Source organism: Klebsiella sp. X13, from assembly GCF_003323835.1.
Taxonomy (GTDB): Bacteria; Pseudomonadota; Gammaproteobacteria; order Enterobacterales; family Enterobacteriaceae; genus Klebsiella; species Klebsiella ornithinolytica.
The window spans coordinates 1,639,356-1,661,223 of sequence record NZ_CP030874.1 but is presented as its reverse complement, the minus strand read 5'-3'; the positions used below and the strand labels follow the sequence as shown (position 1 = coordinate 1,661,223).

The window sequence follows — 21,868 nt, the reverse complement described above, 5'->3', positions numbered from 1 at the left end:
CCCTATCATACCCCGGCAGAACGCGACCTGACTAATAAGAATCGTGAGCAAATGCTGCATTGCTGGCATAAAAATCCATTTATGCCAGCAATAGATTCACTCATCAAACGGTTCAGCAACAGAATTAAAACAGTCGGTAGCCGTATCCCCAGAGAATAACGGTTATCGCCAGCAGGACTTCAAGCACCAGCACCCCGATGGCCAGGGTGGAACTGGCAAAGCTGAGTCCCTCTTCTTTATTAATACTCAGGAAGGTCGGGATGCCGAGATACAGCAGGTAGCCGGTGTAAAACAGCGCGATCGTCCCCACCAGTGCGCACAGCCAGACCAGCGGATAAAGCGCGACCAGCCCGCTGAGAAACAGCGGCGTAGCGACATACCCGGCAAACACCATGCAGCGCTTAAGCGATGGCCGCTGCGGATAGTTTCTGGCCATCCACCAGATAATCCTCCCCATCACCGCGACCCCGCCCAGCATCACGGCGTAGAACACCACCGCCAGCGCCAGACCGGTCATCAGCGAAAGTTTTACCACGGTGCCATCGCCAAAGTTCCAGCCAAGCTGCGTGGTGCCGATAAAGGCGCAGATAACCGGAACCGCTGCCATGACCAGCACATGGTGCGTATAGTGGTGCGAAATCGTCTCGTTTTCGCTCTTGATAACGCTCATCTCTTGATTCGGATGAGAGAATAGTCCCCAGACATGGTTCATAGCGTCCCCCTTGTCACGGCCTCGTACAGCACTGATCCAAGTATAATTCACCCTGCGCGATTCGTTTATGTACAGCACTAAAAATGCGCTCAGAGCCTGTCCTGGCAGGCGTTTTTGGCGCAGGCGGTTTGAACACCGACAGCGCGGAGAATGCGCCGCGTAGGCGTAGCACGTGCAGGCGGGTTCCCCCTGGCAGGCCGCCATAAATCGTTGAGATCCCTGCCCTGCGGCAAAATGACCAGCAAAAGCGTCCTGATGAGATAGACGCTTAACCTCGTTTTAAGCCCCAGGGTGTATGATTAACCCATTGATGATTGATCCCGTTGATGCTTCGCGCTGCACAACCGGCCCCGCTGGTCGCCAGACATGCGCGGAAGCATAAGGGGTAAGGGAGTTTATTTTTGTATGGATATCAATAACCTGATTTCCCAGTATGGCTACGCTGCGCTGGTCATTGGCAGCATGGCGGAAGGTGAAACCATCACTCTGCTGGGCGGCGTGGTCGCGCATCAGGGGTTATTAAAATTTCCCCTGGTCGTTCTCTCCGTTGCCCTCGGGGGAATGATCGGCGATCAGCTGCTGTATCTGCTGGGCCGACGCTTCGGCGGCAAGCTGCTGAAGCGTTTTTCCCGCCATCAGGCGCGGATACGCAAAGCGCAGCGCATGATTCAGCGCCGCCCCTATCTGTTTGTGATTGGGACCCGTTTTATGTACGGTTTCCGGGTCATCGGGCCGTTATTGATCGGCGCCAGCCGCCTGCCGCCAAAAGTGTTCCTGCCGCTGAATATTCTCGGCGCGCTGGTGTGGGCGCTGTTATTCACCACGCTGGGCTATCTGGGCGGGGAAGCCATTGGACCGTGGCTGCATCATCTTGATGCGCATCTGAAGCACTGGATCTGGCTGATTCTGGTGGTCGCGCTGGTGGTAGCCGCGCACTGGTGGTTCCGACGCCGCGAGGCGAAAAAGAAAGAGTAGCGCCGAGCCGGCACCGCCTGACGACCGGAAAGCCCGGCCGCGCAGAGGGTGCCTTGCCAGGCGTTAATCTGACTTCGTGGTCTGGTGGTAGCCGCCGCCCAGCGCCGAGGTCAGCTGAATGCTGGCATCCAGCCACTGGCCGCGCAGACGCAGCGCGGTAATGCGCTCCTGAAGCGCAGGCAGCCTGGCCATACTGACACGTGACCCCGGAAGAATCCCGGCGATCATGCGAGCCTCCGCCAGATTCACCGTCCGCTGCGCATCTTTTTCAACCTGCTGCTGCTGCTGATTCTTCTCCATCAGGGTCTCAACCTGGCTGGCGGTCTTCGCCACCTGGTTCACCGCGTCCACAACCGCTTTGTTATATTTTGCCACCGACAGATTATTCTGCGCGCTGGCAATATCGAGGTTGGCATTCAGTCTGCCGCTATCAAAGACAGGCAGCGTCAACCCAGCGGACAGCCCCATCTGCTGGGCGGAATGGCGGAACAGATCGCTCAGGTGCAGCGCATCCTGCTGCAGGAAGGCCATCAGGTTGATGTCCGGATAGAACGCCGCTTTCGCCGCATCCACCTCGCTCAGCGAGGCCTCAATATACCAGTGGGCCACCTGCAGATCCGGGCGGCGCGCCAGCAGCTCATACCCCAACTCCGTCGGCATCTGCGCGCTCACCTGCGGAAGATTAGCCGGATGCAGATTCAGCGCCTGACTCTGGCTGTTGGTCAGCGCCATCAGGCGCGCTTCGATCTCTTTCATGCTGCCCGCAACGTCCGCCAGCTGCTGGTCGGTTTTGCTGACATTGATATCGTTTTCAGCCCCTTCGGCCGAGTTGGTGATCCCGCGCTGATACAGCGCCTGGTCAACGCTGACAATATTATTCTGTTCGCTTTTAACCTGCTGGAGCACGGTTTTCACCGCGGCTTCGGTCTGCCACTGCCAGTAGAGTCGCGCCACGCTGCTGGCCAGCAGTTCGCGGGTTTGCGCCTCTTCCGCCACTTGTGCTTTAAGTTCACCGATGCGGGCTTTCACCAGCGCCCGGTTTTTCCCCCACAGATCCAGATCCCAGCCCGCCGTCAGACCAAAGGTGCCATTGGTGTACCAGGGCCCGGTATTGCCGTCGGTATCCGTGGCAAACGGCCCCATCAGCCCCTCCGCCGACATTTTCTGCCGTTCAACATTGGCAGAGAAATCCATCTCCGGCCCAAGACTGGCTTGCGACATACGAGCCTGAGCTTCCGCCAGCTTGATACGCTGTTCGGCAATCTGCATATCCGGAGCATTCGCCAGAGCGCGCTGGATCAAATTATTCAGCTGCGGGTCGTGGTAATCCTGCCACCAGTTGCTTTGCGGCCAGCCATTTTTAACCGCCGCGGGCAGATCCATTGACACATGGGAGGCAGGTATCTGCTGCTGCGGCGGCTCGCCAATATCATGGGACGGCGCGCAGCCAGCCAGAGCGATGACCAGGGGGAACCCAGCCAATACGCTTTTTCTCAGAGTAAGATTCATTAGACAGGTCAGGTAACTAAACAAGGTTGGTTATACTAAGTTAAATAAAATTAAGCCGTTTAGTAAAGTGTGTGACTAAACACCTGGATAATTAAAAATAAACAAATAATTCATGGAGTGATAATGAGCCAGAACATCTACGATGATCCTGATTTTTTTGCAGGATATGCCACTCTCGATCGGTCGGTTAAAGGGCTCGACGGCGCGCCGGAATGGCCGGCTATTCAACGTATGCTGCCGGCTTTACGCGGCCTGCGCGTCGTCGATCTCGGCTGCGGCTACGGCTGGTTCTGCCGCTGGGCGCGAGAACAAGGCGCCGCCCAGGTGACCGGCGTGGATCTTTCCAGCCGGATGCTCGACCGCGCGCGTGAAATGGGCCAGGGAGACGATATTGACTACCGCTGTGAAGATTTGCAGACGCTGACCCTGCCGGCCGACTCATGCGAGCTGGTCTACAGTTCGCTGGCCCTGCACTATCTCCCCGATGTCGCCCCGCTGTTCGCCGTGATTTACCAGGCGCTGACCCCCGGCGGCACGCTGCTCTTTTCCGCAGAACACCCTGTCTACACCGCCCCCCTCCGCCAGGGCTGGCAGAACGATGACGCCGGACAGAAAATCTGGCCGGTGAGTCACTATCAGCAAGAGGGAGAGCGAATCAGCAACTGGTTTGCCGACGGGGTGAAAAAACAGCACCGCAAGCTGGCCAGCTGGATAAACCTGCTGGTTGCCGCCGGTTTTGTCATTGAGCATCTCGATGAATGGGGGCCAACGGCGGAGCAAATCGCCGCCCAGCCGGGGCTGGATGAGGAAAAAGAGCGGCCGATGATCTTTCTGCTGCGCGCCCGCAAACCGGCATGATAAGTAAAAGGCCCGGAGAATCTCCGGGCCTTGAACGGGGTGACGACGCGATTTTAGCGACGGTGATCGCCTCTCTGTCGGGGGCGGTTAATACCTTCCCTGACCACCAAAGCCATCTGGCGATTACTCTTTCAAGCTGCCGCCACGGCTGGCAATCACCTCTTTGTACCAGTAGAAGCTTTTCTTCTTGCTGCGCGCCAGGGTCCCGTTGCCGCTGTCATCGCGATCGACGTAGATAAAGCCGTAACGTTTGGACATCTCCGCTTTCGACGCGCTGACAAGGTCGATGGGGCCCCAGCTGGTAAAGCCCAGCAGCTCCACGCCGTCTTCAATGGCTTCTCGCGCCTGCACCAGATGGTCATTCAGGTAGCTGATACGGTAGTCATCGTTAATGCTGCCGTCAGCTTCAACTTTATCTTTCGCCCCCAGCCCGTTCTCAACGATAAACAGCGGCTTCTGATAGCGATCCCACAGCACGTTAAGCAGCGTCCGCAGACCCAGCGGATCGATCTGCCAGCCCCACTCGGAACTCGCCAGATGCGGGTTCGGCACCATGCTGAGAATATTACCACGCGCCTTTTTGTTCAGCTCCTCGTCGGCGGTGACGCAGCCGGTCATGTAATAGCTGAAGGAGATAAAATCGACGGTCTCTTTCAGCGCCGCGCGGTCGGCATCGGTGATGGTAATCGTCATTCCCTGGTCGCGGAAGTAGCGCAGCATGTAGCCCGGATACTCGCCCCGACACTGCACGTCACCGAAGAACTGCCAGCTGCGATTCTGTTGCAGGGTTTCAAAGATATCTTCCGGTTTACAGCTTAGCGGGTACATTAAACCGCCCAGCAGCATATTGCCGATTTTGCCCTCGGGCACGATCTCATGACAGGCTTTTACCGCCAGGGCGCTCGCCACCAGCTGATGGTGAATAGCCTGATAGACCGCCTCTTTACTGCTCCCTTCCGGCAGGCCGACGCCGGTCATCGGGGCATGCAAAGACATATTGATTTCGTTAAAGGTCAGCCACAGCTTGACCTTATCTTTATAGCGGGCAAACACCGTTCTGGCGTAGCGTTCGAAGAAGCCAATCACCTCGCGGCTGCCCCAGCCGCCGTAGTTTTTCACCAGCGCCCACGGCATTTCATAGTGCGATAGCGTCACCAGCGGCGTGATATTGTGCTGAGCCATTTCAGCAAACAGGCGGTCGTAAAAGGCCAGCCCGGCCTCATTTGGTTCGGCATTGTCGCCGTCCGGAAAAATCCGCGTCCAGGCAATCGACACCCGCAGGCAGTTGAAGCCCATCTCCGCAAACAGGCGGATATCTTGCGGGTAGCGATGGTAAAAATCGATCGCGATATCTTTGATGCCGCTGTCGCCCGGCACCCGTTCAACGACGTCGCCAAAGACGCCATGCGGCTGTACATCTGAGGTTGATAATCCTTTGCCATCTTCCAGATACGCGCCTTCCACCTGATTTGCCGCGGTTGCGCCGCCCCATAAAAAGGTCTGCGGGAATCTCTTCATCTTTCTCTCCTCTGATTAATGGCTGACGGACAACAGCGGCCGGCCGGCATCAACCACGCTGGTGGATTCGATGTCTACGGAACGATAATCGTCGCTGTTGCTGATAATAATCGGGGTCGCCAGGTCATAACCGGCGTCCAGAATGGCCTGGCGGTCAAATTCAAGCAGCACATCACCGGCTTTGAACTTATCGCCTTCTTTAACATGGGCGGTAAACGGCACGCCATCGAGTTTCACGGTGTCAATACCAACATGGATTAACAGCTCAATGCCGCTATCGCTGAGCAGACCAATCGCATGTTTGGTCTGAAAGAGTGACGCCACTTCTCCGGAGAACGGCGCAATCACTCTGCCGACGCTGGGAATGATCGCCACGCCTTTTCCCAACAGACCGCTGGCGAAGGTGCTATCGGGGACCTGATCCAGCGCCAGTACGGTACCGGTCATCGGGGCAAGAATATCGTTTTCCGATACCGGAGCAAGCGGAAGGTCCGATGCTTCCGCCCGACTTGCCGGCAGTCCGGCGATAAAGGTCAGCGCGCAAGAGATAACCAGTGCAGCCACGATGCCAATCACCCCGCCCCATACGGTGTTGTCGATTCCTTGCGGCGGAATCATCTGCGCCAGAGTGAAAATATTGGCAAAGCCAAAGGAGTAGACGTGGCTGTCGCTCAGCCCAACGATGGCCCCACCGATGGCGCCGGCCACACAGCCGAAGATAAACGGGCGACGCAGCGGCAGAGTCAGACCATAAATCGCCGGCTCGGTGATACCAAAGATCCCGGCGGATACCGCAGATCCGGCCAGCACTTTTTGCCGCGCATCGCGGGTGCGCAGGAAGATCCCCAGCGCCGCCCCAACCTGGCCCATCACCGCCGGCAGCAGCATCGGCAGCATCGAGTCCTGTCCCAGCACCGTCAGGTTATTAATCATCAAGGGGATCAGCCCCCAGTGCAGGCCAAAAATAACGCATACCTGCCATAGCGCGCCCATCGCCGCGCCCGCCAGCCATGGCGCGACGGTGTAGATAATCTGGTAACCGTGGGCCAACAGCTGACTGAGCCAGGTGGCCACCGGGCCGATCGCGAGGAAGGTCAGCGGAACCACTACGGCGATGCAAAACAGCGGCGTAAAGAAGTTTTTCATTGCTGAAGGTAGCAGCGCGTTGCTTTTGCGCTCCAGCCAGCAGCTCACCCACGATGCGAGGATAATCGGGATCACCGAGGAGCTGTAGTTGATAAAGGTTACCGGGATGCCGAGAAAGTGCGCCGCCTCGCTACCGGGAAGCTGGGCCGCGTCAAAGGCCTGAATCATCATCGGATGGGTCAACGCCCCGCCGATCACCATGGTAATAAACGGATTACCGCCGAATTTTTTCCCGGCGGTATAGCCCAGAAACAGCGGGAAGAAAAAGAACAGCGCGTCGCTGGCGGCAAACCAGATTTTATAGGTCCCCTGCTGCGGAGTCAGCCAGCCGCAAACCACCGCCAGCGCCAGTAGCCCTTTCAGGATCCCCGAGGCCGCCAGCACGCCGATAAACGGCGTAAAGATACCGGAGACCACATCAATCACCTGGCCAAGCACCGAGGTTTTTTCCACGGAACCGGTCACCGGTTCGCTGTCGTCCGTCAGACCCGCTTCAGTGCGTACCGCCTGCCAGACATCGTGGACGTGGTTACCAATCACCACCTGGAACTGACCACCGCTTTCCACCACCATGATGACGCCAGGGTTGGTCTTCAGTCCTTCCGCGTCCGCCTTCTTGTTCTCTTTGAGCTTAAAGCGCAGCCGTGTGGCGCAGTGAACCAGACTCACGATATTCTCTTTGCCACCAACCCGGCTAAGAATATCCTGCGCGAGTGCTTTATATTCCATGCTGTTTTCCTTACTTCCGCTGCCCGCAGGCAACCGTGACTGAGTGTAAAAATAAAAAAAACCCGAGAACCACGCCGGATGGCGTCGCGCTCAGGTTTTGCCTGCGTTATGCAGTAACAATCCAGTTTTCAGTAAAGGGAATTAACGCCCTTCTTTTCTCACCCGCTCGATATGAATGGCGAGAAACATAATTTCTTCCGTCGTCAGCGACCGCTGATAGCTTTTCTGTAGATGAATCGCGACGGTTTCGGCACATTTCCACGCTTTGGCGTAGTTATCTTTCACCGCGCTGTGCAAAGTGACGTCATCATCTGCCACCACCGTGCGCGTCAGCATCCGCTGGGCAAAAAACTTCAGATGAGTGACAAAGCGCTGGTAGCTCAGCGACTCTTCGTCATAGTTCAACTGCAGTTGATACTTCACCAGCTGCAGGATCTCCTGCATCACCCGGGTGACATGCATCACTTCCGGCATTTCGCTGTTGAGCTGCGCGGTGACCAGGTGCAGCGCAATAAATCCGGCCTCATCTTCGGCGAGCTCAACGCCGAGCCGCCTGGCGATAATCGCCCGCGCCTCCTGCCCGAGCTCAAACTCTTTCGGATAAAGCCGCTTAATTTCCCACAGCAGTACGTTGCGGATCGTCACCCCATTCTTTTGCCGTTCAATGGCAAAATGGCAGTGATCGGTCAGGGTGATATACAGGCTCTCCTGCAACTTACCCAACCGCCCGCGCGCCAGTTCAATAATCCGATCGCAGGTGGTCATCACTTCTAACGGTATCTGACTGAGTAATTCACCTAAACGGCCAACCAGTTCATCGCTCTGCAGCGCGAAGATCTTTTCAATTTTACTTTCGTCCAGTGAGTCACCGACGCGTTTCTGAAAGGCTAGCCCTCGCCCCATCACCACCTGTTCGCGTCGCTGCTCATCTAAAACAACCACCACATTATTATTAAGAACTTTGGCGATTTGCATATGAACCCCAGAAACAAAAAAACCTGACCCCCGACAAAGCCGGGAAATCAGGTTTTGCCTGCCGAAGCAGTAGCAATCCAACACCCGCACTGTAGCAATTTCTTCCGTCGGCTCAACCTGCGAAGCCGAAAAACGTGATACGGATCGCGACTAATCACTCGACGCGGTATAGACCGTCAGAAAGTCACCACGGTTTTCCACTCGATGACCCAGGCATCCTGAGTCTGAGCGACGCCGCCCGGACGATGCCAGTACTGCAGTCCTGGCTGCAGCTCAAGCCACGAAACCGGACGCAGGCGGTAGTACAGTTCAGCATTCACCGAATGCCCGGCCACCGGCTGATAGTTCGCCGCGTAGTAGTCCGTGGCCCCGCTGACCTCATTCATATACTGCTGATTGCGCTCGTAATGGTTGCTCATATCCATCCAGGTCAGGCCAAAGCCCAGCCAGTCTTGCGGACGGGCGTCAAACAGGCCACGATAGCGCATTGATGCGGCTACGGCGGTATGGATGTAGTTGCTGCGCTGATCGCTATAGCTGCCGCTCAGCGAGACGCTCATCCCGCGATCGGGGTCGTCGGCATGGCGGGTTATCTGCTGGTTCATCCCGGCATACAGAAACCAGGTGCGATCGTGTTGCGCATATCCTTGTGGGTCAGTGGCTCCGGGGCCGCCGGATTTTCCGCTATACAGATCGCTCTGCGGCGCGTTGGTGTAGAGCACACCGAGGTTATACGCGCCGGAAAGGCCATTGATGACCGGCAGCGCTTCAATCTCTACCGGCAGCAGAATGCCTTTGCTGCCTTTTGTCGACCAGCTCCACGCGTGGCTACGGGAAGAGGCTTCCGGGTTTTGCTCCATGACACCGCCCTTCAGCGTCAGCGTCGGGGTCAGCTTATATTCGACGGTCGTTCCCCAGGTATGGACGTTCCAGTTGTTCCAGGTCATCGAGTTAGCGGACTTGCCGCCGCACTGTGAAAGCAGCTGGAAATCGCAGGGGATAATCTGATCGAAGGTCTGCACCTTATTCATCATCCCGATACGCCACGTCAGACGACGGTCATCGAAGCTACGGGCAAAGGTCAGCCAGCCAAGACGGGTAATAGACTGGCCTCCCCAGCTCTCCTGCGCCAGATCGTTAAAATTAACCCGCGGATCCTGCAGCCGCTGGGTGGTCAGGTTGTCATCGTGGTTACGGTTAACGATATTACCTTCGATACGTGCATCCGGGATCCCGGTCCAGCGCTCCAGGTCCTGCGTAAAGGTCAGAGCGACCTGATCGATATAAGCCAGCTGTTTATCATGGTTATATCCGCCGCCCGCGTTGTAACCCATTTCATTGAGGTAGCCGAGATTATAATGAAATCCGTTATTTTCAAGGATTGGACGAATCCCTGACATCTCCCCGAGCAACCCTTTTTGCGGGTTCTCAAAACCTAATACCGTACCGTTCCATTTTTCCGTTTCCGCGGCAAAAGCGCCGGGCGTTAACAGCGAAAATGTCACTATCAACAGGAGGGGATTTATTTTTTTGTTGTGCATAATGATATCCGTTGTGACTGAATAAGGGTAATAGCTGGCCCCAGGCAATAAACCCGCCCGTTTTTCGTCTTTATATTTATTTTTTCAATACCTGCCCGTCAGCCATTCAACGGCTTTGTTGACACACATGGGCAGATCATAAGTCATTGCTTTAAATGAACATTTAATTCCTCAAAAATAAAAGGCAAAAAAAAACCTAAGCACTCCAGCCACAAATGGCGGAAGTGCTTAGGTTTTGCCTGTATCAGTAGCAACCCTGAATATATAAGTTACACAATATCACTCAGCGACAGAAATGCCCATCAGCAGATGGTTCCCGAGTAATAAAGTGTGAGCGATTTAACAATCTTCCCTAATAACGGGCAATGGCTAGCGCAATGTCCGCCGAGGTTTTCAGCGTGCGTATTTCATTAAACACGACCAGCGCCTCATCATATTCTTTGCGTAAATAACTGAGCCACTGTTTAATTCGCGCAACATGATACAGCCCGGTATCGCCCTGTTTTTCCAGGCGCGTATATTTTTTCAGTAGCTCCACGACCTGCGGCCACGGCATGCGCGGTTCATTATATTTGATGACCCGACTTAAATTTGGCACGTTTAGCGCGCCGCGACCAATCATTACCGAGTCGCAACCGGTGACCGCCAGACACGCCTGTGCGCTTTGCCAGTCCCAGATTTCGCCGTTAGCGACAACCGGAATTGACAGCCGCTGGCGGATTTCGCCAATCGCCGCCCAGTTGATCCGCTCCGCTTTATAAGCGTCTTCTTTCGTGCGGCCGTGAACCACGAGCTCCGTCGCGCCGGCCTGCTCTACCGCATCGGCAATTTCGAACTGCCGCGCTCCGCTGTCCCAGCCCAGGCGAATTTTGACCGTCACCGGCAGATGATCCGGTACCGCTTCGCGCATTGCTTTTGCACCGCGATAGATAAGCTCCGGGTCTTTAAGCAGCGTCGCCCCGCCGCCGCTGCCGTTCACCAGCTTTGACGGACAGCCGCAGTTCAAGTCAACGCCCCAGGAGCCCAGCTCCACCGCCCGCGCGGCATTTTCCGCCAGCCACTGCGGATATTGCCCCAGCAGCTGCACCCGAACGCGGGTACCGGAAGGGGTGCGGCTTTGATGATGGAGTTCCGGGCACAGTTTATAGAACGATTTTACCGGCAGCAGCTGATCCACCACCCGCAGAAACTCGGTGATGCACAGATCGTAATCGTTAACCTCGGTCAGCAGCTCGCGCACCAGCGAATCGAGCACGCCTTCCATCGGCGCCAGTAATACACGCATATTGTTACCCGGAAAAAAAAGAGGCGCTATGGTAGCGCCTCTTTGCGTCGGTTGAAAGATCTCAATGTGGTTCGGCTGCGCCTGGCAGGTCGAGAGGTGCGATAAGGCAGGGATACCGCCCTTCGCGTCACGCGCAATTTGCCACGCCGCGAACAGCAGAGTTGCGCCGGGCGGTGGGACAAAAGCGCAGCGCCCCGCTCTCCCCGCGGCGCTTTCACTATTATTTATCGCAGGATTCATCAACATGCATTCCGCATGCCCGAAGGTTCCATTACTCTATTAAATCTATGCCTGGAATTCATGATGTGATCGGTAGCACATTTCAAGGTTTAATTGTATGATGAATACGGTTCATCAAGGGTTATTACCATGAGTAAATCGCTGAATATTATCTGGCAGTACCTGCGGGCTTTTGTCCTGATCTATGCTTGTTTATACACCGGGATTTTTATTGCTTCCCTGCTGCCCATTACCATTCCAGGCAGCATCATCGGCATGCTGATTTTGTTCGTTCTTCTGGCGCTACAGATTATGCCGCCGAAGTGGGTCAACCCCGGCTGTAACATATTGATTCGCTATATGGCGCTGCTGTTCGTGCCTATTGGCGTTGGCGTCATGCAATATTGGGATCTGCTGCGTGCGCAGCTCGGCCCGGTGGCAATCTCCTGCACGATCAGTACATTAGTGGTCTTCCTGGTGGTGAGCTGGAGCTCACATCTGGTTCACGGCGAACGTAAAGTGGTCGGTCAAACGGAGGACGTCAAAGATGATGCATGAAATCTGGTGGTCCTTGCCGCTGACGCTGATCGTCTTTTTCCTCGCCCGCAAGCTGGCCGCGCGGTTTAAATTTCCGCTGCTGAATCCTCTGCTGGTGGCGATGGTGGTGATCATCCCCTTTTTGTTGCTCAGCGGTATCTCCTACGATCGCTATTTTCAGGGCAGTAAAATTCTCAACGATTTACTTCAGCCTGCGGTTGTGGCGCTGGCCTTCCCGTTGTATGAGCAGCTGCATCAGATCCGCGCCCGCTGGAAATCGATCATTACGATCTGCTTTATCGGTAGCGTCGTGGCGATGGTAACCGGCACTACCGTCGCGCTGCTGCTCGGCGCGACACCGCAAATCGCCGCGTCGATTATGCCGAAGTCGGTCACCACGCCGATTGCGATGGCGGTCAGCGGGAGCATTGGCGGTATTCCGGCCATCAGCGCGGTGTGCGTCATTTTCGTGGGGATTCTCGGCGCGGTTTTCGGCCACAGCCTGCTTAACCTGATGCGCATTCGCACCAAAGCCTCGCGCGGCCTGTCGATGGGGACCGCATCGCATGCCCTCGGGACCGCCCGCTGCGCGGAGCTGGATTATCAGGAAGGGGCTTTCAGCTCCCTGGCGCTGGTGCTGTGCGGGATTATCACCTCGCTGGTGGCCCCCTTTTTGTTCCCGCTGATTCTGGCTATCGTCGGATAATCGTGACTTACGTCACATTTATCAGTGCAACATAAACATGTTGCATAAACAATGAGATATTAATCACATATACGGGCTACCCCCGCCCGTACACTAGATTCCCATTACATTGTTATGAGGCAACGCCATGCACCCACGTTTTCACGCTGCTCTTCCCCACCTGGCGGCAGACCTGCAAACGGCCATCGCACCGATGCTGATCGACCCACACTTCCCGGCTTTGCTGGATGCCGGTCAGGTCGCCACGCTGCGGAATGCAACAGGCCTCGATGAAGACGCGCTGGCCTTTGCGCTGCTGCCGCTCGCGGCGGCCTGTGCGCGCGCCGACCTGTCCCATTTTAACGTTGGCGCCATCGCCCGCGGTATTAGCGGTACCTGGTATTTTGGCGGCAACATGGAATTCCTCGGCGCCACGATGCAGCAAACCGTGCACGCCGAGCAAAGCGCCATTAGCCACGCGTGGCTGCGCGGCGAACGCTCGCTCAATGCTATTACCGTCAACTACACCCCCTGCGGCCACTGTCGTCAGTTTATGAATGAGCTGAACAGCAGCCAGGTTCTGCGTATTCATCTGCCGGGTCGCGAAGCGCATTCTCTACAGCACTATCTGCCGGATGCCTTCGGTCCGAAAGATCTCGAGATTAAAACGCTGCTGATGGATGAACAGGATCATGGTTTTCCGCTGACCGGCGACACCCTGGCGCAGGCGGCCATTCAGGCAGCCAACCGCTGCCACATGCCGTACAGCCAGTCGCCTTCCGGCGTGGCGCTGGAGTTGAAAGACGGCACCATTTTCGCCGGTAGCTATGCGGAAAACGCGGCATTTAACCCAACGCTGCCGCCGCTGCAGGGAGCGCTCAACCTGCTGAGCCTCAACGGATATGACTATCCGGATATTCAGCGCGCCATTCTGGCTGAGAAAGCCGATGCGGCGCTGATTCAGTGGGATGCAACCGTAGCAACGCTGAAAGCGTTGGGTTGCCACAATATTGATCGCGTCCTGCTCGGCTAAGTGACCCGTCATGCGGGCCCTGTTGGCCCGCATTGTTGAAAATCCCCGCAATTAAACGATGGTTTCTTGCTCTTGCCCGGCGGGTAAAGTAGCCTGATAGCTCCATTGTCCACATGAGTCAGGTGAATGTTAAAGCGTGTGTTATACAGCCTGTTAGTCCTGTTCGGCCTGCTGCTGTTGACCGTGCTGGGTCTTGACCGTTGGATGAGCTGGAAAACCGCTCCCTATATCTATGATGAACTCCAGGATCTGCCCTACCGCCAGGTTGGGGTGGTGCTCGGTACCGCCAAGTACTATCGCACCGGAGTGATTAATCAGTATTATCGCTATCGTATTCAGGGTGCGCTGAACGCTTACAATAGCGGCAAGGTGAACTACCTGCTGCTGAGCGGCGATAATGCGCTGCAAAGCTACAACGAACCGATGACCATGCGCCGCGATTTAATCAAAGGCGGCGTCGACCCTGCCGATATCGTGCTCGATTACGCCGGGTTCCGCACCCTCGACTCTATCGTGCGCACCCGCAAGGTTTTCGATACCAACGACTTTATTATCATTACCCAACGCTTCCACTGCGAACGGGCGCTGTTTATCGCCCTGCATATGGGGATTCAGGCGCAGTGTTACGCCGTACCTTCGCCGAAGGATATGTGGAACGTGCGTTTACGTGAGTTTGGCGCCCGGTTTGGCGCGCTGGCGGATTTGTACGTGTTCAAACGCGAACCCCGCTTTTTAGGGCCGCTGATACCGATACCAACTTTGCAGGAAGTGCCGGAGGGAGCGCAGTCCTATCCTGCCGTAACGCCAGAACAGCTGCTGGAACTGCAAAAGAGTAAATGACGGGTCGTTGATGGCGGTATGCTTTCCGCCGGCCCACTCCGCCTTGCGCGGTCAGCTATTTATCGTGGTCTGGTTCAGGTAAACGGGTGTTCGGGCGAAGCGTTGCGCTAAGTGCGCTCTACAGCGGCCCGCCAGTAACCAGGCAGAGACCGCGACACCCCTCTCCCGCTTTCACCCTGGCCGTGGTAAACAGACGAAAAAAAGCCCGCGCAAATGCACGGGCGGGATAACAACGGACGGTTATTTTTTGCGCGCGTATTTCAACGAATCCAGCGCCACGGCGAAGATAATGATCGCCCCTTTGATGATGTACTGCCAGTAGGGGTTTACGCCGATATAGGTCAGGCCGTAGTTGATAACGGTGAAGATGATCACCCCGGTCACCACACCAAGCACCGTCCCCACACCGCCGCTGAACGACACGCCGCCGACGACGCAGGCCGCGATCGCATCCAGCTCATACATAAAGCCGAGGTTGTTGGTCGCCGAACCGATACGCCCGGCCTCCAGCAGACCGCCAAAAGCATAGAACACACCGGACAGGGCATAAATCATCAGCAGGTTCAGCGCCACGTTAACACCGGAAACTTTGGCCGCTTCCGGGTTACCGCCGATGGCAAAAATGTTTTTACCAAAACGGGTTTTATTCCACAGGATCCACACGAAGAAGACCGCAATCGCCGCGTAGAACGTAATGTACGACAGGCGGAACGACCCCAGCGCGATAAACCCTTGGGCAAAGTGTGAGAAGTGGCTGTCAAAGCCGGAAATAGGCGATGCGCCGACAAAATCGTAGTACAGGGAGTTGATGCCATAGACGATGATCATCGTACCGAGGGTGGTGATAAACGGCGTCACGTTCAGGTAAGCGATAATGATCCCGTTAATCAACCCGATAACCGCACCGATTGCGCAGACCAGCAGGATCACCAGCGGAATCGGCATAGTCGCCATCTCCGGGAACACCTTGTTGGCATTATCGACCGCCTGGAGCATGGTTGCGGCGATAACCGCCGCCAGCCCGACCTGACGACCGGCAGAGAGGTCGGTACCCTGGGTCACAATCAGCCCGGCAACGCCGAGCGCGATAATAATACGCACCGAAGACTGAGTCAGGATGTTACTCAAGTTCAGCAAACTTAAGAACGTGGGGTCCTGGAAAATAATAATCGCCAGCAAAACCAACAGCACAACGTAAATCCCACCGTCTTTCAGGTACGTGAGAAAACTTTTTTTATTTAACGCACTCATGAGAAGCCCCTGCTCTTAAAGATGCAACGACGCAAGACGTAAAATTTCGTTCTGCGTAGTAGTTTTTGTCTCAACAATTCCGGCAACAAGACCGTTGCTCATAACCAGAATACGGTCGGTAATACCCAGCAGCTCCGGCATCTCGGAGGAAATAATGATGATCCCTTTATTTTTCTTCGCCAGCTCAGCAATCAGCTGATAAATTTCGAACTTCGCGCCAACATCAATCCCGCGCGTGGGTTCATCAAGCATCAGAATTTCCGGCTGGGTTAAAAGCCAGCGACCAATAATAACCTTTTGCTGGTTACCACCGGACAACGAACCAATTTGCGTATGCTGTCCGGGGGTTTTCACGCGCATCGAGTCAATCACCCACTGGGTATCGCTTTTCATGCGGGAATTGTCCAGCAGACCCACCTTGTTTTTATATTTCTTAATATTGGAGATCAGCGAGTTAAAGCCGATATCCAGATAAGCATAAATACCGGTGGAACGGCGTTCTTCGGTGACTAACGCAAAACCGTGGTTAATGGCTTCATTCGCGCTATGGTTATTGATCTTCTTGCCGTGCAGCGTAATCGTGCCGCCTGATTTTTCGCGGATGCCGAAAAGGGTTTCGACAATATCGGTACGCTTCGCTCCCACCAGCCCGGCGATACCGAGGATCTCCCCTTTTCGCAGATCGAAGGAGACATCGCGAATCGACGGCTGACGCAGCGAGGTCAGGTTGCGCACTTCCAGAATGGTTTCACCGGGCGTGTTGTGCTTCTCCGGGAAGCGCTGGGTTAACGAGCGCCCGACCATCATGGCGATGATCTTATCCATATCCAGGCCTTCCAGCGGCTGGGTGGCAATCCACTGACCATCACGCAGAATCGTGATTTCATCGCATAGCTGGAAGATCTCTTCCATCTTGTGAGAAATATAGACAATACCGCAGCCGCGTTCTTTCAGCTTACGGATAATCTTAAACAGGTGATTAACTTCTTTCTCCGTCAATGATGACGTAGGCTCATCCATAATGACAATTTTGGCGTCATAAGAAAATGCCTTGGCGATTTCAATCATCTGCATCTGCGATACTGATAACGTGCCGACGCGAGCGCGCGGATCGATATCAATATCCAGTTCATCAAATATTCCCTTGGTATCGCGATACATTTTTTCCTGATCGACAAACACGCCTTTGGTGGGATAACGCCCCAGCCACATGTTGTCCATCACCGAACGTTGCAATACCAGGTTTAACTCCTGGTGAACCATTGAAATACCGTTTTCCAACGCTTCTTTCGCGGAATGGAAATCGATCTCTTTTCCCTGAAAAAGAATACTACCGGAATCTTTTTGATAGATTCCAAAAAGGCATTTTAATAATGTCGACTTACCCGCACCGTTCTCTCCCATTAATGCATGAATAGAATGAGGACGGACTTTCAGATTGACATTATCGAGTGCCTTGACGCCAGGAAACGATTTGTTGATATTGCTCATTTCCAACAAGAATTCGCCTGACCGTTCGCTATTATTGCTGACCATAGTTATACCTGGCTGCGTTCATGCACACCCCAACCGACGCAGACGCGTCGCTATCAGGGTCGGGTTCTGTATCAGGAATAATCGGGCGTGAATATCCGGGTATTTCCGCTTGCCGCAGCATTCGCTGTTCGGCAAGCGGAGCTGTTCCGGGAGCGCTCACGCCCGTAACTCAATAATTATTTACCGATAAACTGGCTCAGATTGTCTTTATCTACGCCAACATAAGGTACGCGGACGATCTTATTCTCAATCTTCCAGTTAGTACCCGCTGCCGCTTCTTTACCATCGGCCAGGTTTTTCGCCAGATCGAAGGTCGCTTTCGCCTGGTTGTTAGCATCGTTCAGCACGGTACCGGCCATCGCGCCAGATTTTACCAGCGCCAGTGCTTCAGGCAGGGCATCGACGCCGAATACCGGAATGCTGCTCTTATTGTGAGCCTTCAGCGCTTCAACCGCGCCCATTGCCATCGCATCGTTGTTGGCGATAACCACTTCGATTTTGTTCGCGTTCGGACCTGACAGCCAGGCATCCATCTTATCTTTCGCCTGAGCGGTATCCCACATCGCGGTGTCCATCTGCAGCTGCTGAGTCTTCAGACCTTTGTCATTCAGCTCTTTAACCACGTAAGTGGTACGCGCTTCAGCATCCGGGTGGCCCGGCTCGCCTTTCAGCAGGACATACTGAATCTGACCATCTTTGTTCAGATCCCAGTTCGGATTGGCTTTCCAGTGCTTGGCAATCAGGTCGCCCTGAATAATCCCGGACTCTTTGGAGTCAGTCCCGACGTAGAAGGCTTTGTCATAGCTATCCAGCGCTTTGCGAGACGGCTCTTTGTTAAAGAACACCACCGGTACGTTCTGGCCGCGCGCTTTTTCGATAACGGTGCCAGCCGCTGCCGGGTCCACCAGGTTAATCGCCAGCGCCTTCACCCCTTTTGCCAGCAGGACGTCAATCTGATCGTTCTGTTTGGACTGGTCATTCTGCGAGTCATTCATCAGCAGCTGAACGTCTGGCGCTGATTTGCCGTCTTTCTCAATCGCCTTGCGCACGACCGACATAAAGTTGTCGTCATATTTATAAATGGTTACGCCGATGCGGGTATCCGCTGCGTGTGCCGCGGCACCAAATAACATGCTAGCCATAACAGCAGACAGGGTTAACACCTTCTTATTCATGGAATCTCCGGTTTTATTATGCAGGGTCGTTGGTGTGAAAATAGCCGGCGGGGACTTGTTACATTAGTGTTACCGCACAACAACATTCACGACTGTAAATTCTGTCTTCCGTGTAGGGTAACGCTCCAGAAATAGGACTTAATTAAGCGTTTAGCGCCTTATTGCTACGGTAAAAGTGATTAATCACCGTGACATAGTGGTTCAGACTGGTAAACGAGGCCATCATAATCAGTTGAATGTTAATATACTGTGAATTTACTCACAGATTGAAAGCGGTTACATAAGGCACATCATCAGTTAGTGATCGGCCCCGCAATTTGTCGCGGCATCACCGAATGACGGCGTACCAGCGTTGGCATAAAGCAATGACGCGCTTCATGATCCAGTTTGCCTGCCGCCCCCAGCAGCGCCAGCTCCGTTGCCAGCTTTGCCATTGACATAACAGGATAGCGCACGGTCGTCAGCTGTGGGTCGGTGTAACGAGAAATAGGGATGTCGTCAAAGCCGATCAACGACAAATGCTGCGGTACCGCAATGCCGTTATCTTTGAGCGTCGTCAGCGCCCCGGCCGCCATGCTGTCATTGTAGGCAAAGACCGCGGTGAGGCCTAAATTGCGCCCCAGCAGCTCAACCATAGCCGCTTCTCCACCCTGCATATCCGGCGTGCCCGAGCCGATCCAGCTATCTGGCGCAATAATATTTTGTTCCTGTAACGCCTTACACCACCCTTCCCGGCGCATATCGTCATCTTCAATGCCGTGGTTTGAGGAGAGGTAGCCTATGCGCTGATGGCCGTGGTTCAGCAGCATCCGCGTGGCCATCAGCGCCCCGCTGACGTTATCCAGCCCCACGCAGCGGTGCGCGTAGCCGGGCACAATGCGGTTAATCAGCACCATCCCCGGAATATGCTCCATAAAGTCGCCAAGCTCTTCATCGCTGAGGGCTTTGGAATGGACGATCAGCGCGGAACAGCGCTGGCGAATCAGCACCTCGATGGCATGACGCTCTTTTTCCGCCTCATGGTAGCTATTGCCGATCAACACATATTTCTGGTGCTGCTGAGCGACCGTATCCACCGCTTTGACCAGCGCGCCGAAAAAGGCATCCGACACATCCATCACCACCACGCCAATGGTGTCGCTGACCTGCGTCGCCAGCGCCTGGGCGTTGGCGTTCGGCCGGTAGCCCAGCTGCGTTACCGCTTTCATTACATTTTCCCGCGTATCCGGGCTCACCAGCGCGCTGTTGTTCAGCACGCGCGAGACGGTCGCCACGGAAACGCCCGCCTGACGGGCGACATCACGAATGGTGATCATGCTTACCGCCCTTAAGAGAATTGCAATACGTCACACCCACCTCCTGTGTTCAGCAAGGTGGCTATTCTGGCAGCGACGTGCTGCACGCTACGTGAGAGATGTCACAAGGCTGGAAACGGTTACATCCGTTTTGTTAATGATTGTGATCGAGATCGTTATCTGGATGTGTTTTTTAGTGATGTCCCCGACGCACGCAGGGTTAACTGACGCCACAGCCATTCCACCGGCCCTTGACGGAAATGACGTAGCCAAAAGAGAGAGAAGGTGATATTTACCGCCCAGACCGGCACCACGAAAGCCAGCAACTGCAGACGGTCAAACTTCATAAACAGGCCAAAACGGTAAAAAATAGTGGTGCAGACCAGCGTTTGCAGCAGATAGTTGGTCAGCGCCATCCGCCCGACGCAGGCGATAGCCCCCACCAGCCGCAGCCTGCACAGCTGCGGCCAGAAGCCCCATGCCAGCGCGGCATAGCCTATGGTCTGCAGCGGGGCGCCCAGTTCGCGAGGAGCCTGTAACAGGAACGCACACCAGCGAGGATTCCACCCCAGATGCCACTGGGCAAAAATAGCCGGCAGATTGACGGCCATGCCGGCGACAATCAGCAGGGCGCCGGTGCGGCGATAGTGGCTGAGGCTAAACTGCCCTTTTAACCAGCCGCTGCGCATCAGCGCCGCTCCCATTAGCATCATCCCCGCCAGCTGCCAGCCGTACTGCGCCCCCAGCGCCAGCAGGTTATCGGAGAGCATATCGGCACGGTTGCTGACCGCCTCCAGCCCGCCGTTCAGCTTCCAGTATTGCTCATACTGTAAATTGGCCGCATCGGGCACCCATGAACGGTTCGGCGCGCCGCCGGAAATCACGCCGAGCAGCACGAGCACCGCAACACCGATGACGTAGAGCACGACGCCGGTGTTAAACAGCGATTTGATGTGATGCGCATCGCGCACCATGCGCCACGCCACCAGCCCCACCAGGGCATAGGCCAGCAGGATATCGCCATCCCAGAACAACAGACCGTGGATAAAACCCAGCAGCGCCAGGAGCGTCAGGCGCGACTGGATCCAGCGCTTGCCGCGAGGCAGCAGCATCTGTAGTCCGGCGCCAAACAGCAAGGCAAACAGCGTCAGAAATTTGACCTGCGCAAACAGATCGAGAATTGCCCAGGTCCAGGCATCGCTGAGGGAAATGCTCCCGGACCACGCCGGGTTGAGGTAGGCGGCCTTCGGCAAGCCGAAGGCGCTGATATTGAGAAGCAGGATCCCAAGGATGGCGACGCCGCGCACAAAGTCCAGCGTGACATTTCGCTCCATCTGCCCTGCTCCGTATTTTAGTTGTGGTGACGTACGGCGCGCAGGAACTCCTGGCGAGTATTCTGGCTGGATTTAAACAGGCCGCCCAGAGAGGTCGTCGTCGTGGCACTGGTGGCATCACGGATGCCGCGCGCTTTGACGCAGTAATGCACCGCATCAATGGATACCGCAACGTTGCTGGTGCCCAGCAGCGTCTGCAGCGCCGTTAAAATCTGCTGAGTCAGTCGCTCCTGCACCTGCGGGCGCTGAGAAAAGAACTGCACGATACGGTTAATTTTCGACAGGCCGATGACCGAATCTTTCGGGATATAGGCTACCGTCGCTTTACCATCAATAGTGACAAAGTGGTGTTCACAGGTGCTGGTCAAGGTAATGTCACGCACGGTGACCATTTCATCGACCTGCATTTTGTTTTCGATAACGGTGATTTTTGGGAACCTGGCATAATCCAGCCCGGAAAAAATCTCATCGACGTACATCTTGGCGATGCGTCGTGGCGTTTCCATCAGGCTGTCATCAGTTAGATCAAGATTCAGCAGTTGCATAATCTCGGTCATGTGTCCGGCAATCAAGCTCTTGCGAGTTTCATTATCAATTTCTTGTACTGGCGGACGCAGCGGCGTCTCCAGCCCACGAGCGACCAGCGCTTCATGAACGAGTATGGCTTCTTTACTCAGTGCTGACATTTAGGTTCTCCTGCAGGTGTGGCGCTCTT

General features: G+C 55.3%; 18 protein-coding genes and 1 pseudogene. 6 read left to right on the top strand and 13 right to left on the bottom strand.

Going from position 1 to position 21,868, the window contains the following annotated elements:
* Positions 1-124: 124 nt before the first annotated feature.
* Positions 125-712: a Yip1 family protein gene (locus DSD31_RS08045; protein WP_004864735.1), complete on the bottom strand. Its 588-nt coding sequence runs from the start codon at positions 710-712 to the stop codon at positions 125-127.
* Positions 713-1,117: 405 nt separating this feature from the next.
* Between DSD31_RS08045 and DSD31_RS08040 the strand changes: the two genes are divergently transcribed.
* Positions 1,118-1,687, top strand: coding sequence for a DedA family protein (locus tag DSD31_RS08040; protein ID WP_004864738.1), 570 nt, complete (start codon positions 1,118-1,120; stop codon positions 1,685-1,687).
* Positions 1,688-1,750: 63 nt separating this feature from the next.
* On the opposite strand, the gene mdtQ is transcribed toward DSD31_RS08040, so the two are convergent.
* Positions 1,751-3,196 carry a multidrug resistance outer membrane protein MdtQ gene (mdtQ, locus tag DSD31_RS08035; protein ID WP_113990935.1) on the bottom strand — a complete coding sequence of 482 codons (1,446 nt, stop codon included), beginning with the start codon at positions 3,194-3,196 and terminating at the stop codon, positions 1,751-1,753.
* 123 nt (positions 3,197-3,319) lie between these two features.
* Between mdtQ and DSD31_RS08030 the strand changes: the two genes are divergently transcribed.
* Positions 3,320-4,054 (top strand): class I SAM-dependent methyltransferase, encoded by a 735-nt coding sequence (locus DSD31_RS08030; protein WP_032717953.1) that lies wholly within the window; start codon positions 3,320-3,322, stop codon positions 4,052-4,054.
* A gap of 123 nt (positions 4,055-4,177) precedes the next feature.
* On the opposite strand, the gene DSD31_RS08025 is transcribed toward DSD31_RS08030, so the two are convergent.
* The 5 genes and pseudogenes from DSD31_RS08025 to dusC all read right to left on the bottom strand — a co-directional run bounded on the left by DSD31_RS08025 (position 4,178) and on the right by dusC (position 11,248).
* On the bottom strand, positions 4,178-5,572 hold the full coding sequence (locus DSD31_RS08025) for a glycoside hydrolase family 1 protein (RefSeq protein WP_004864744.1): 1,395 nt from the start codon (positions 5,570-5,572) through the stop codon (positions 4,178-4,180).
* Between the two features lie 15 nt (positions 5,573-5,587).
* Positions 5,588-7,557 (bottom strand): annotated as a pseudogene (gene bglF, locus DSD31_RS08020) (PTS beta-glucoside transporter subunit IIABC).
* 31 nt (positions 7,558-7,588) lie between these two features.
* Positions 7,589-8,422 (bottom strand): transcriptional antiterminator BglG, encoded by an 834-nt coding sequence (bglG, locus tag DSD31_RS08015; RefSeq protein WP_004864750.1) that lies wholly within the window; start codon positions 8,420-8,422, stop codon positions 7,589-7,591.
* Between the two features lie 176 nt (positions 8,423-8,598).
* Positions 8,599-9,963: a carbohydrate porin gene (locus DSD31_RS08010; RefSeq protein ID WP_113990933.1), complete on the bottom strand. Its 1,365-nt coding sequence runs from the start codon at positions 9,961-9,963 to the stop codon at positions 8,599-8,601.
* A gap of 352 nt (positions 9,964-10,315) precedes the next feature.
* Positions 10,316-11,248 (bottom strand): tRNA dihydrouridine(16) synthase DusC, encoded by a 933-nt coding sequence (gene dusC, locus DSD31_RS08005; RefSeq protein WP_004864755.1) that lies wholly within the window; start codon positions 11,246-11,248, stop codon positions 10,316-10,318.
* A 369-nt stretch (positions 11,249-11,617) separates the two neighbouring features.
* On the opposite strand from dusC, the gene DSD31_RS08000 reads away from it, so the two are divergent.
* The 4 genes from DSD31_RS08000 (at position 11,618) to sanA (ending at position 14,562) form a co-directional block, all read left to right on the top strand.
* Positions 11,618-12,025, top strand: coding sequence for a CidA/LrgA family protein (locus DSD31_RS08000; protein ID WP_113990932.1), 408 nt, complete (start codon positions 11,618-11,620; stop codon positions 12,023-12,025).
* Positions 12,015-12,710 carry a CidB/LrgB family autolysis modulator gene (locus tag DSD31_RS07995; protein ID WP_004864760.1) on the top strand — a complete coding sequence of 232 codons (696 nt, stop codon included), beginning with the start codon at positions 12,015-12,017 and terminating at the stop codon, positions 12,708-12,710. The genes DSD31_RS08000 and DSD31_RS07995 overlap by 11 nt, the downstream gene beginning before the upstream one ends.
* A gap of 127 nt (positions 12,711-12,837) precedes the next feature.
* On the top strand, positions 12,838-13,722 hold the full coding sequence (gene cdd, locus DSD31_RS07990) for a cytidine deaminase (protein WP_004864761.1): 885 nt from the start codon (positions 12,838-12,840) through the stop codon (positions 13,720-13,722).
* A gap of 126 nt (positions 13,723-13,848) precedes the next feature.
* Entirely contained in the window at positions 13,849-14,562 is a 714-nt protein-coding gene (sanA, locus tag DSD31_RS07985; RefSeq protein WP_004864763.1) for an outer membrane permeability protein SanA, read from the top strand.
* Between the two features lie 240 nt (positions 14,563-14,802).
* On the opposite strand, the gene mglC is transcribed toward sanA, so the two are convergent.
* The 6 genes from mglC to folE form a co-directional block, all read right to left on the bottom strand.
* Positions 14,803-15,813, bottom strand: coding sequence for a galactose/methyl galactoside ABC transporter permease MglC (gene mglC / locus DSD31_RS07980; RefSeq protein ID WP_004864765.1), 1,011 nt, complete (start codon positions 15,811-15,813; stop codon positions 14,803-14,805).
* A 15-nt stretch (positions 15,814-15,828) separates the two neighbouring features.
* Entirely contained in the window at positions 15,829-17,349 is a 1,521-nt protein-coding gene (gene mglA / locus DSD31_RS07975; RefSeq protein WP_004864767.1) for a galactose/methyl galactoside ABC transporter ATP-binding protein MglA, read from the bottom strand.
* Positions 17,350-17,525: 176 nt separating this feature from the next.
* A complete protein-coding gene (mglB, locus tag DSD31_RS07970) occupies positions 17,526-18,524 on the bottom strand; it encodes a galactose/glucose ABC transporter substrate-binding protein MglB (RefSeq protein ID WP_004864769.1) in 999 nt (332 codons plus the stop codon).
* 293 nt (positions 18,525-18,817) lie between these two features.
* Positions 18,818-19,840, bottom strand: a complete 1,023-nt coding sequence (gene galS, locus DSD31_RS07965) for an HTH-type transcriptional regulator GalS (RefSeq protein WP_004864771.1) — start codon at positions 19,838-19,840, stop codon at positions 18,818-18,820.
* Between the two features lie 155 nt (positions 19,841-19,995).
* On the bottom strand, positions 19,996-21,153 hold the full coding sequence (gene yeiB / locus DSD31_RS07960) for a DUF418 domain-containing protein YeiB (RefSeq protein WP_004864773.1): 1,158 nt from the start codon (positions 21,151-21,153) through the stop codon (positions 19,996-19,998).
* A gap of 17 nt (positions 21,154-21,170) precedes the next feature.
* Positions 21,171-21,839, bottom strand: coding sequence for a GTP cyclohydrolase I FolE (folE, locus tag DSD31_RS07955; RefSeq protein ID WP_004864775.1), 669 nt, complete (start codon positions 21,837-21,839; stop codon positions 21,171-21,173).
* Positions 21,840-21,868: the final 29 nt, after the last annotated feature.

Bases quoted from the DNA above. Each gene is read 5' to 3' on its own strand.
- DSD31_RS08045 (WP_004864735.1), bottom strand. From the start codon at position 712: ATGAACCATGTCTGGGGACTATTCTCTCATCCGAATCAAGAGATGAGC.
- DSD31_RS08040 (WP_004864738.1), top strand. From the start codon at position 1,118: ATGGATATCAATAACCTGATTTCCCAGTATGGCTACGCTGCGCTGGTC.
- mdtQ (WP_113990935.1), bottom strand. From the start codon at position 3,196: ATGAATCTTACTCTGAGAAAAAGCGTATTGGCTGGGTTCCCCCTGGTC.
- DSD31_RS08030 (WP_032717953.1), top strand. From the start codon at position 3,320: ATGAGCCAGAACATCTACGATGATCCTGATTTTTTTGCAGGATATGCC.
- DSD31_RS08025 (WP_004864744.1), bottom strand. From the start codon at position 5,572: ATGAAGAGATTCCCGCAGACCTTTTTATGGGGCGGCGCAACCGCGGCA.
- bglG (WP_004864750.1), bottom strand. From the start codon at position 8,422: ATGCAAATCGCCAAAGTTCTTAATAATAATGTGGTGGTTGTTTTAGAT.
- DSD31_RS08010 (WP_113990933.1), bottom strand. From the start codon at position 9,963: ATGCACAACAAAAAAATAAATCCCCTCCTGTTGATAGTGACATTTTCG.
- dusC (WP_004864755.1), bottom strand. From the start codon at position 11,248: ATGCGTGTATTACTGGCGCCGATGGAAGGCGTGCTCGATTCGCTGGTG.
- DSD31_RS08000 (WP_113990932.1), top strand. From the start codon at position 11,618: ATGAGTAAATCGCTGAATATTATCTGGCAGTACCTGCGGGCTTTTGTC.
- DSD31_RS07995 (WP_004864760.1), top strand. From the start codon at position 12,015: ATGATGCATGAAATCTGGTGGTCCTTGCCGCTGACGCTGATCGTCTTT.
- cdd (WP_004864761.1), top strand. From the start codon at position 12,838: ATGCACCCACGTTTTCACGCTGCTCTTCCCCACCTGGCGGCAGACCTG.
- sanA (WP_004864763.1), top strand. From the start codon at position 13,849: ATGTTAAAGCGTGTGTTATACAGCCTGTTAGTCCTGTTCGGCCTGCTG.
- mglC (WP_004864765.1), bottom strand. From the start codon at position 15,813: ATGAGTGCGTTAAATAAAAAAAGTTTTCTCACGTACCTGAAAGACGGT.
- mglA (WP_004864767.1), bottom strand. From the start codon at position 17,349: ATGGTCAGCAATAATAGCGAACGGTCAGGCGAATTCTTGTTGGAAATG.
- mglB (WP_004864769.1), bottom strand. From the start codon at position 18,524: ATGAATAAGAAGGTGTTAACCCTGTCTGCTGTTATGGCTAGCATGTTA.
- galS (WP_004864771.1), bottom strand. From the start codon at position 19,840: ATGATCACCATTCGTGATGTCGCCCGTCAGGCGGGCGTTTCCGTGGCG.
- yeiB (WP_004864773.1), bottom strand. From the start codon at position 21,153: ATGGAGCGAAATGTCACGCTGGACTTTGTGCGCGGCGTCGCCATCCTT.
- folE (WP_004864775.1), bottom strand. From the start codon at position 21,839: ATGTCAGCACTGAGTAAAGAAGCCATACTCGTTCATGAAGCGCTGGTC.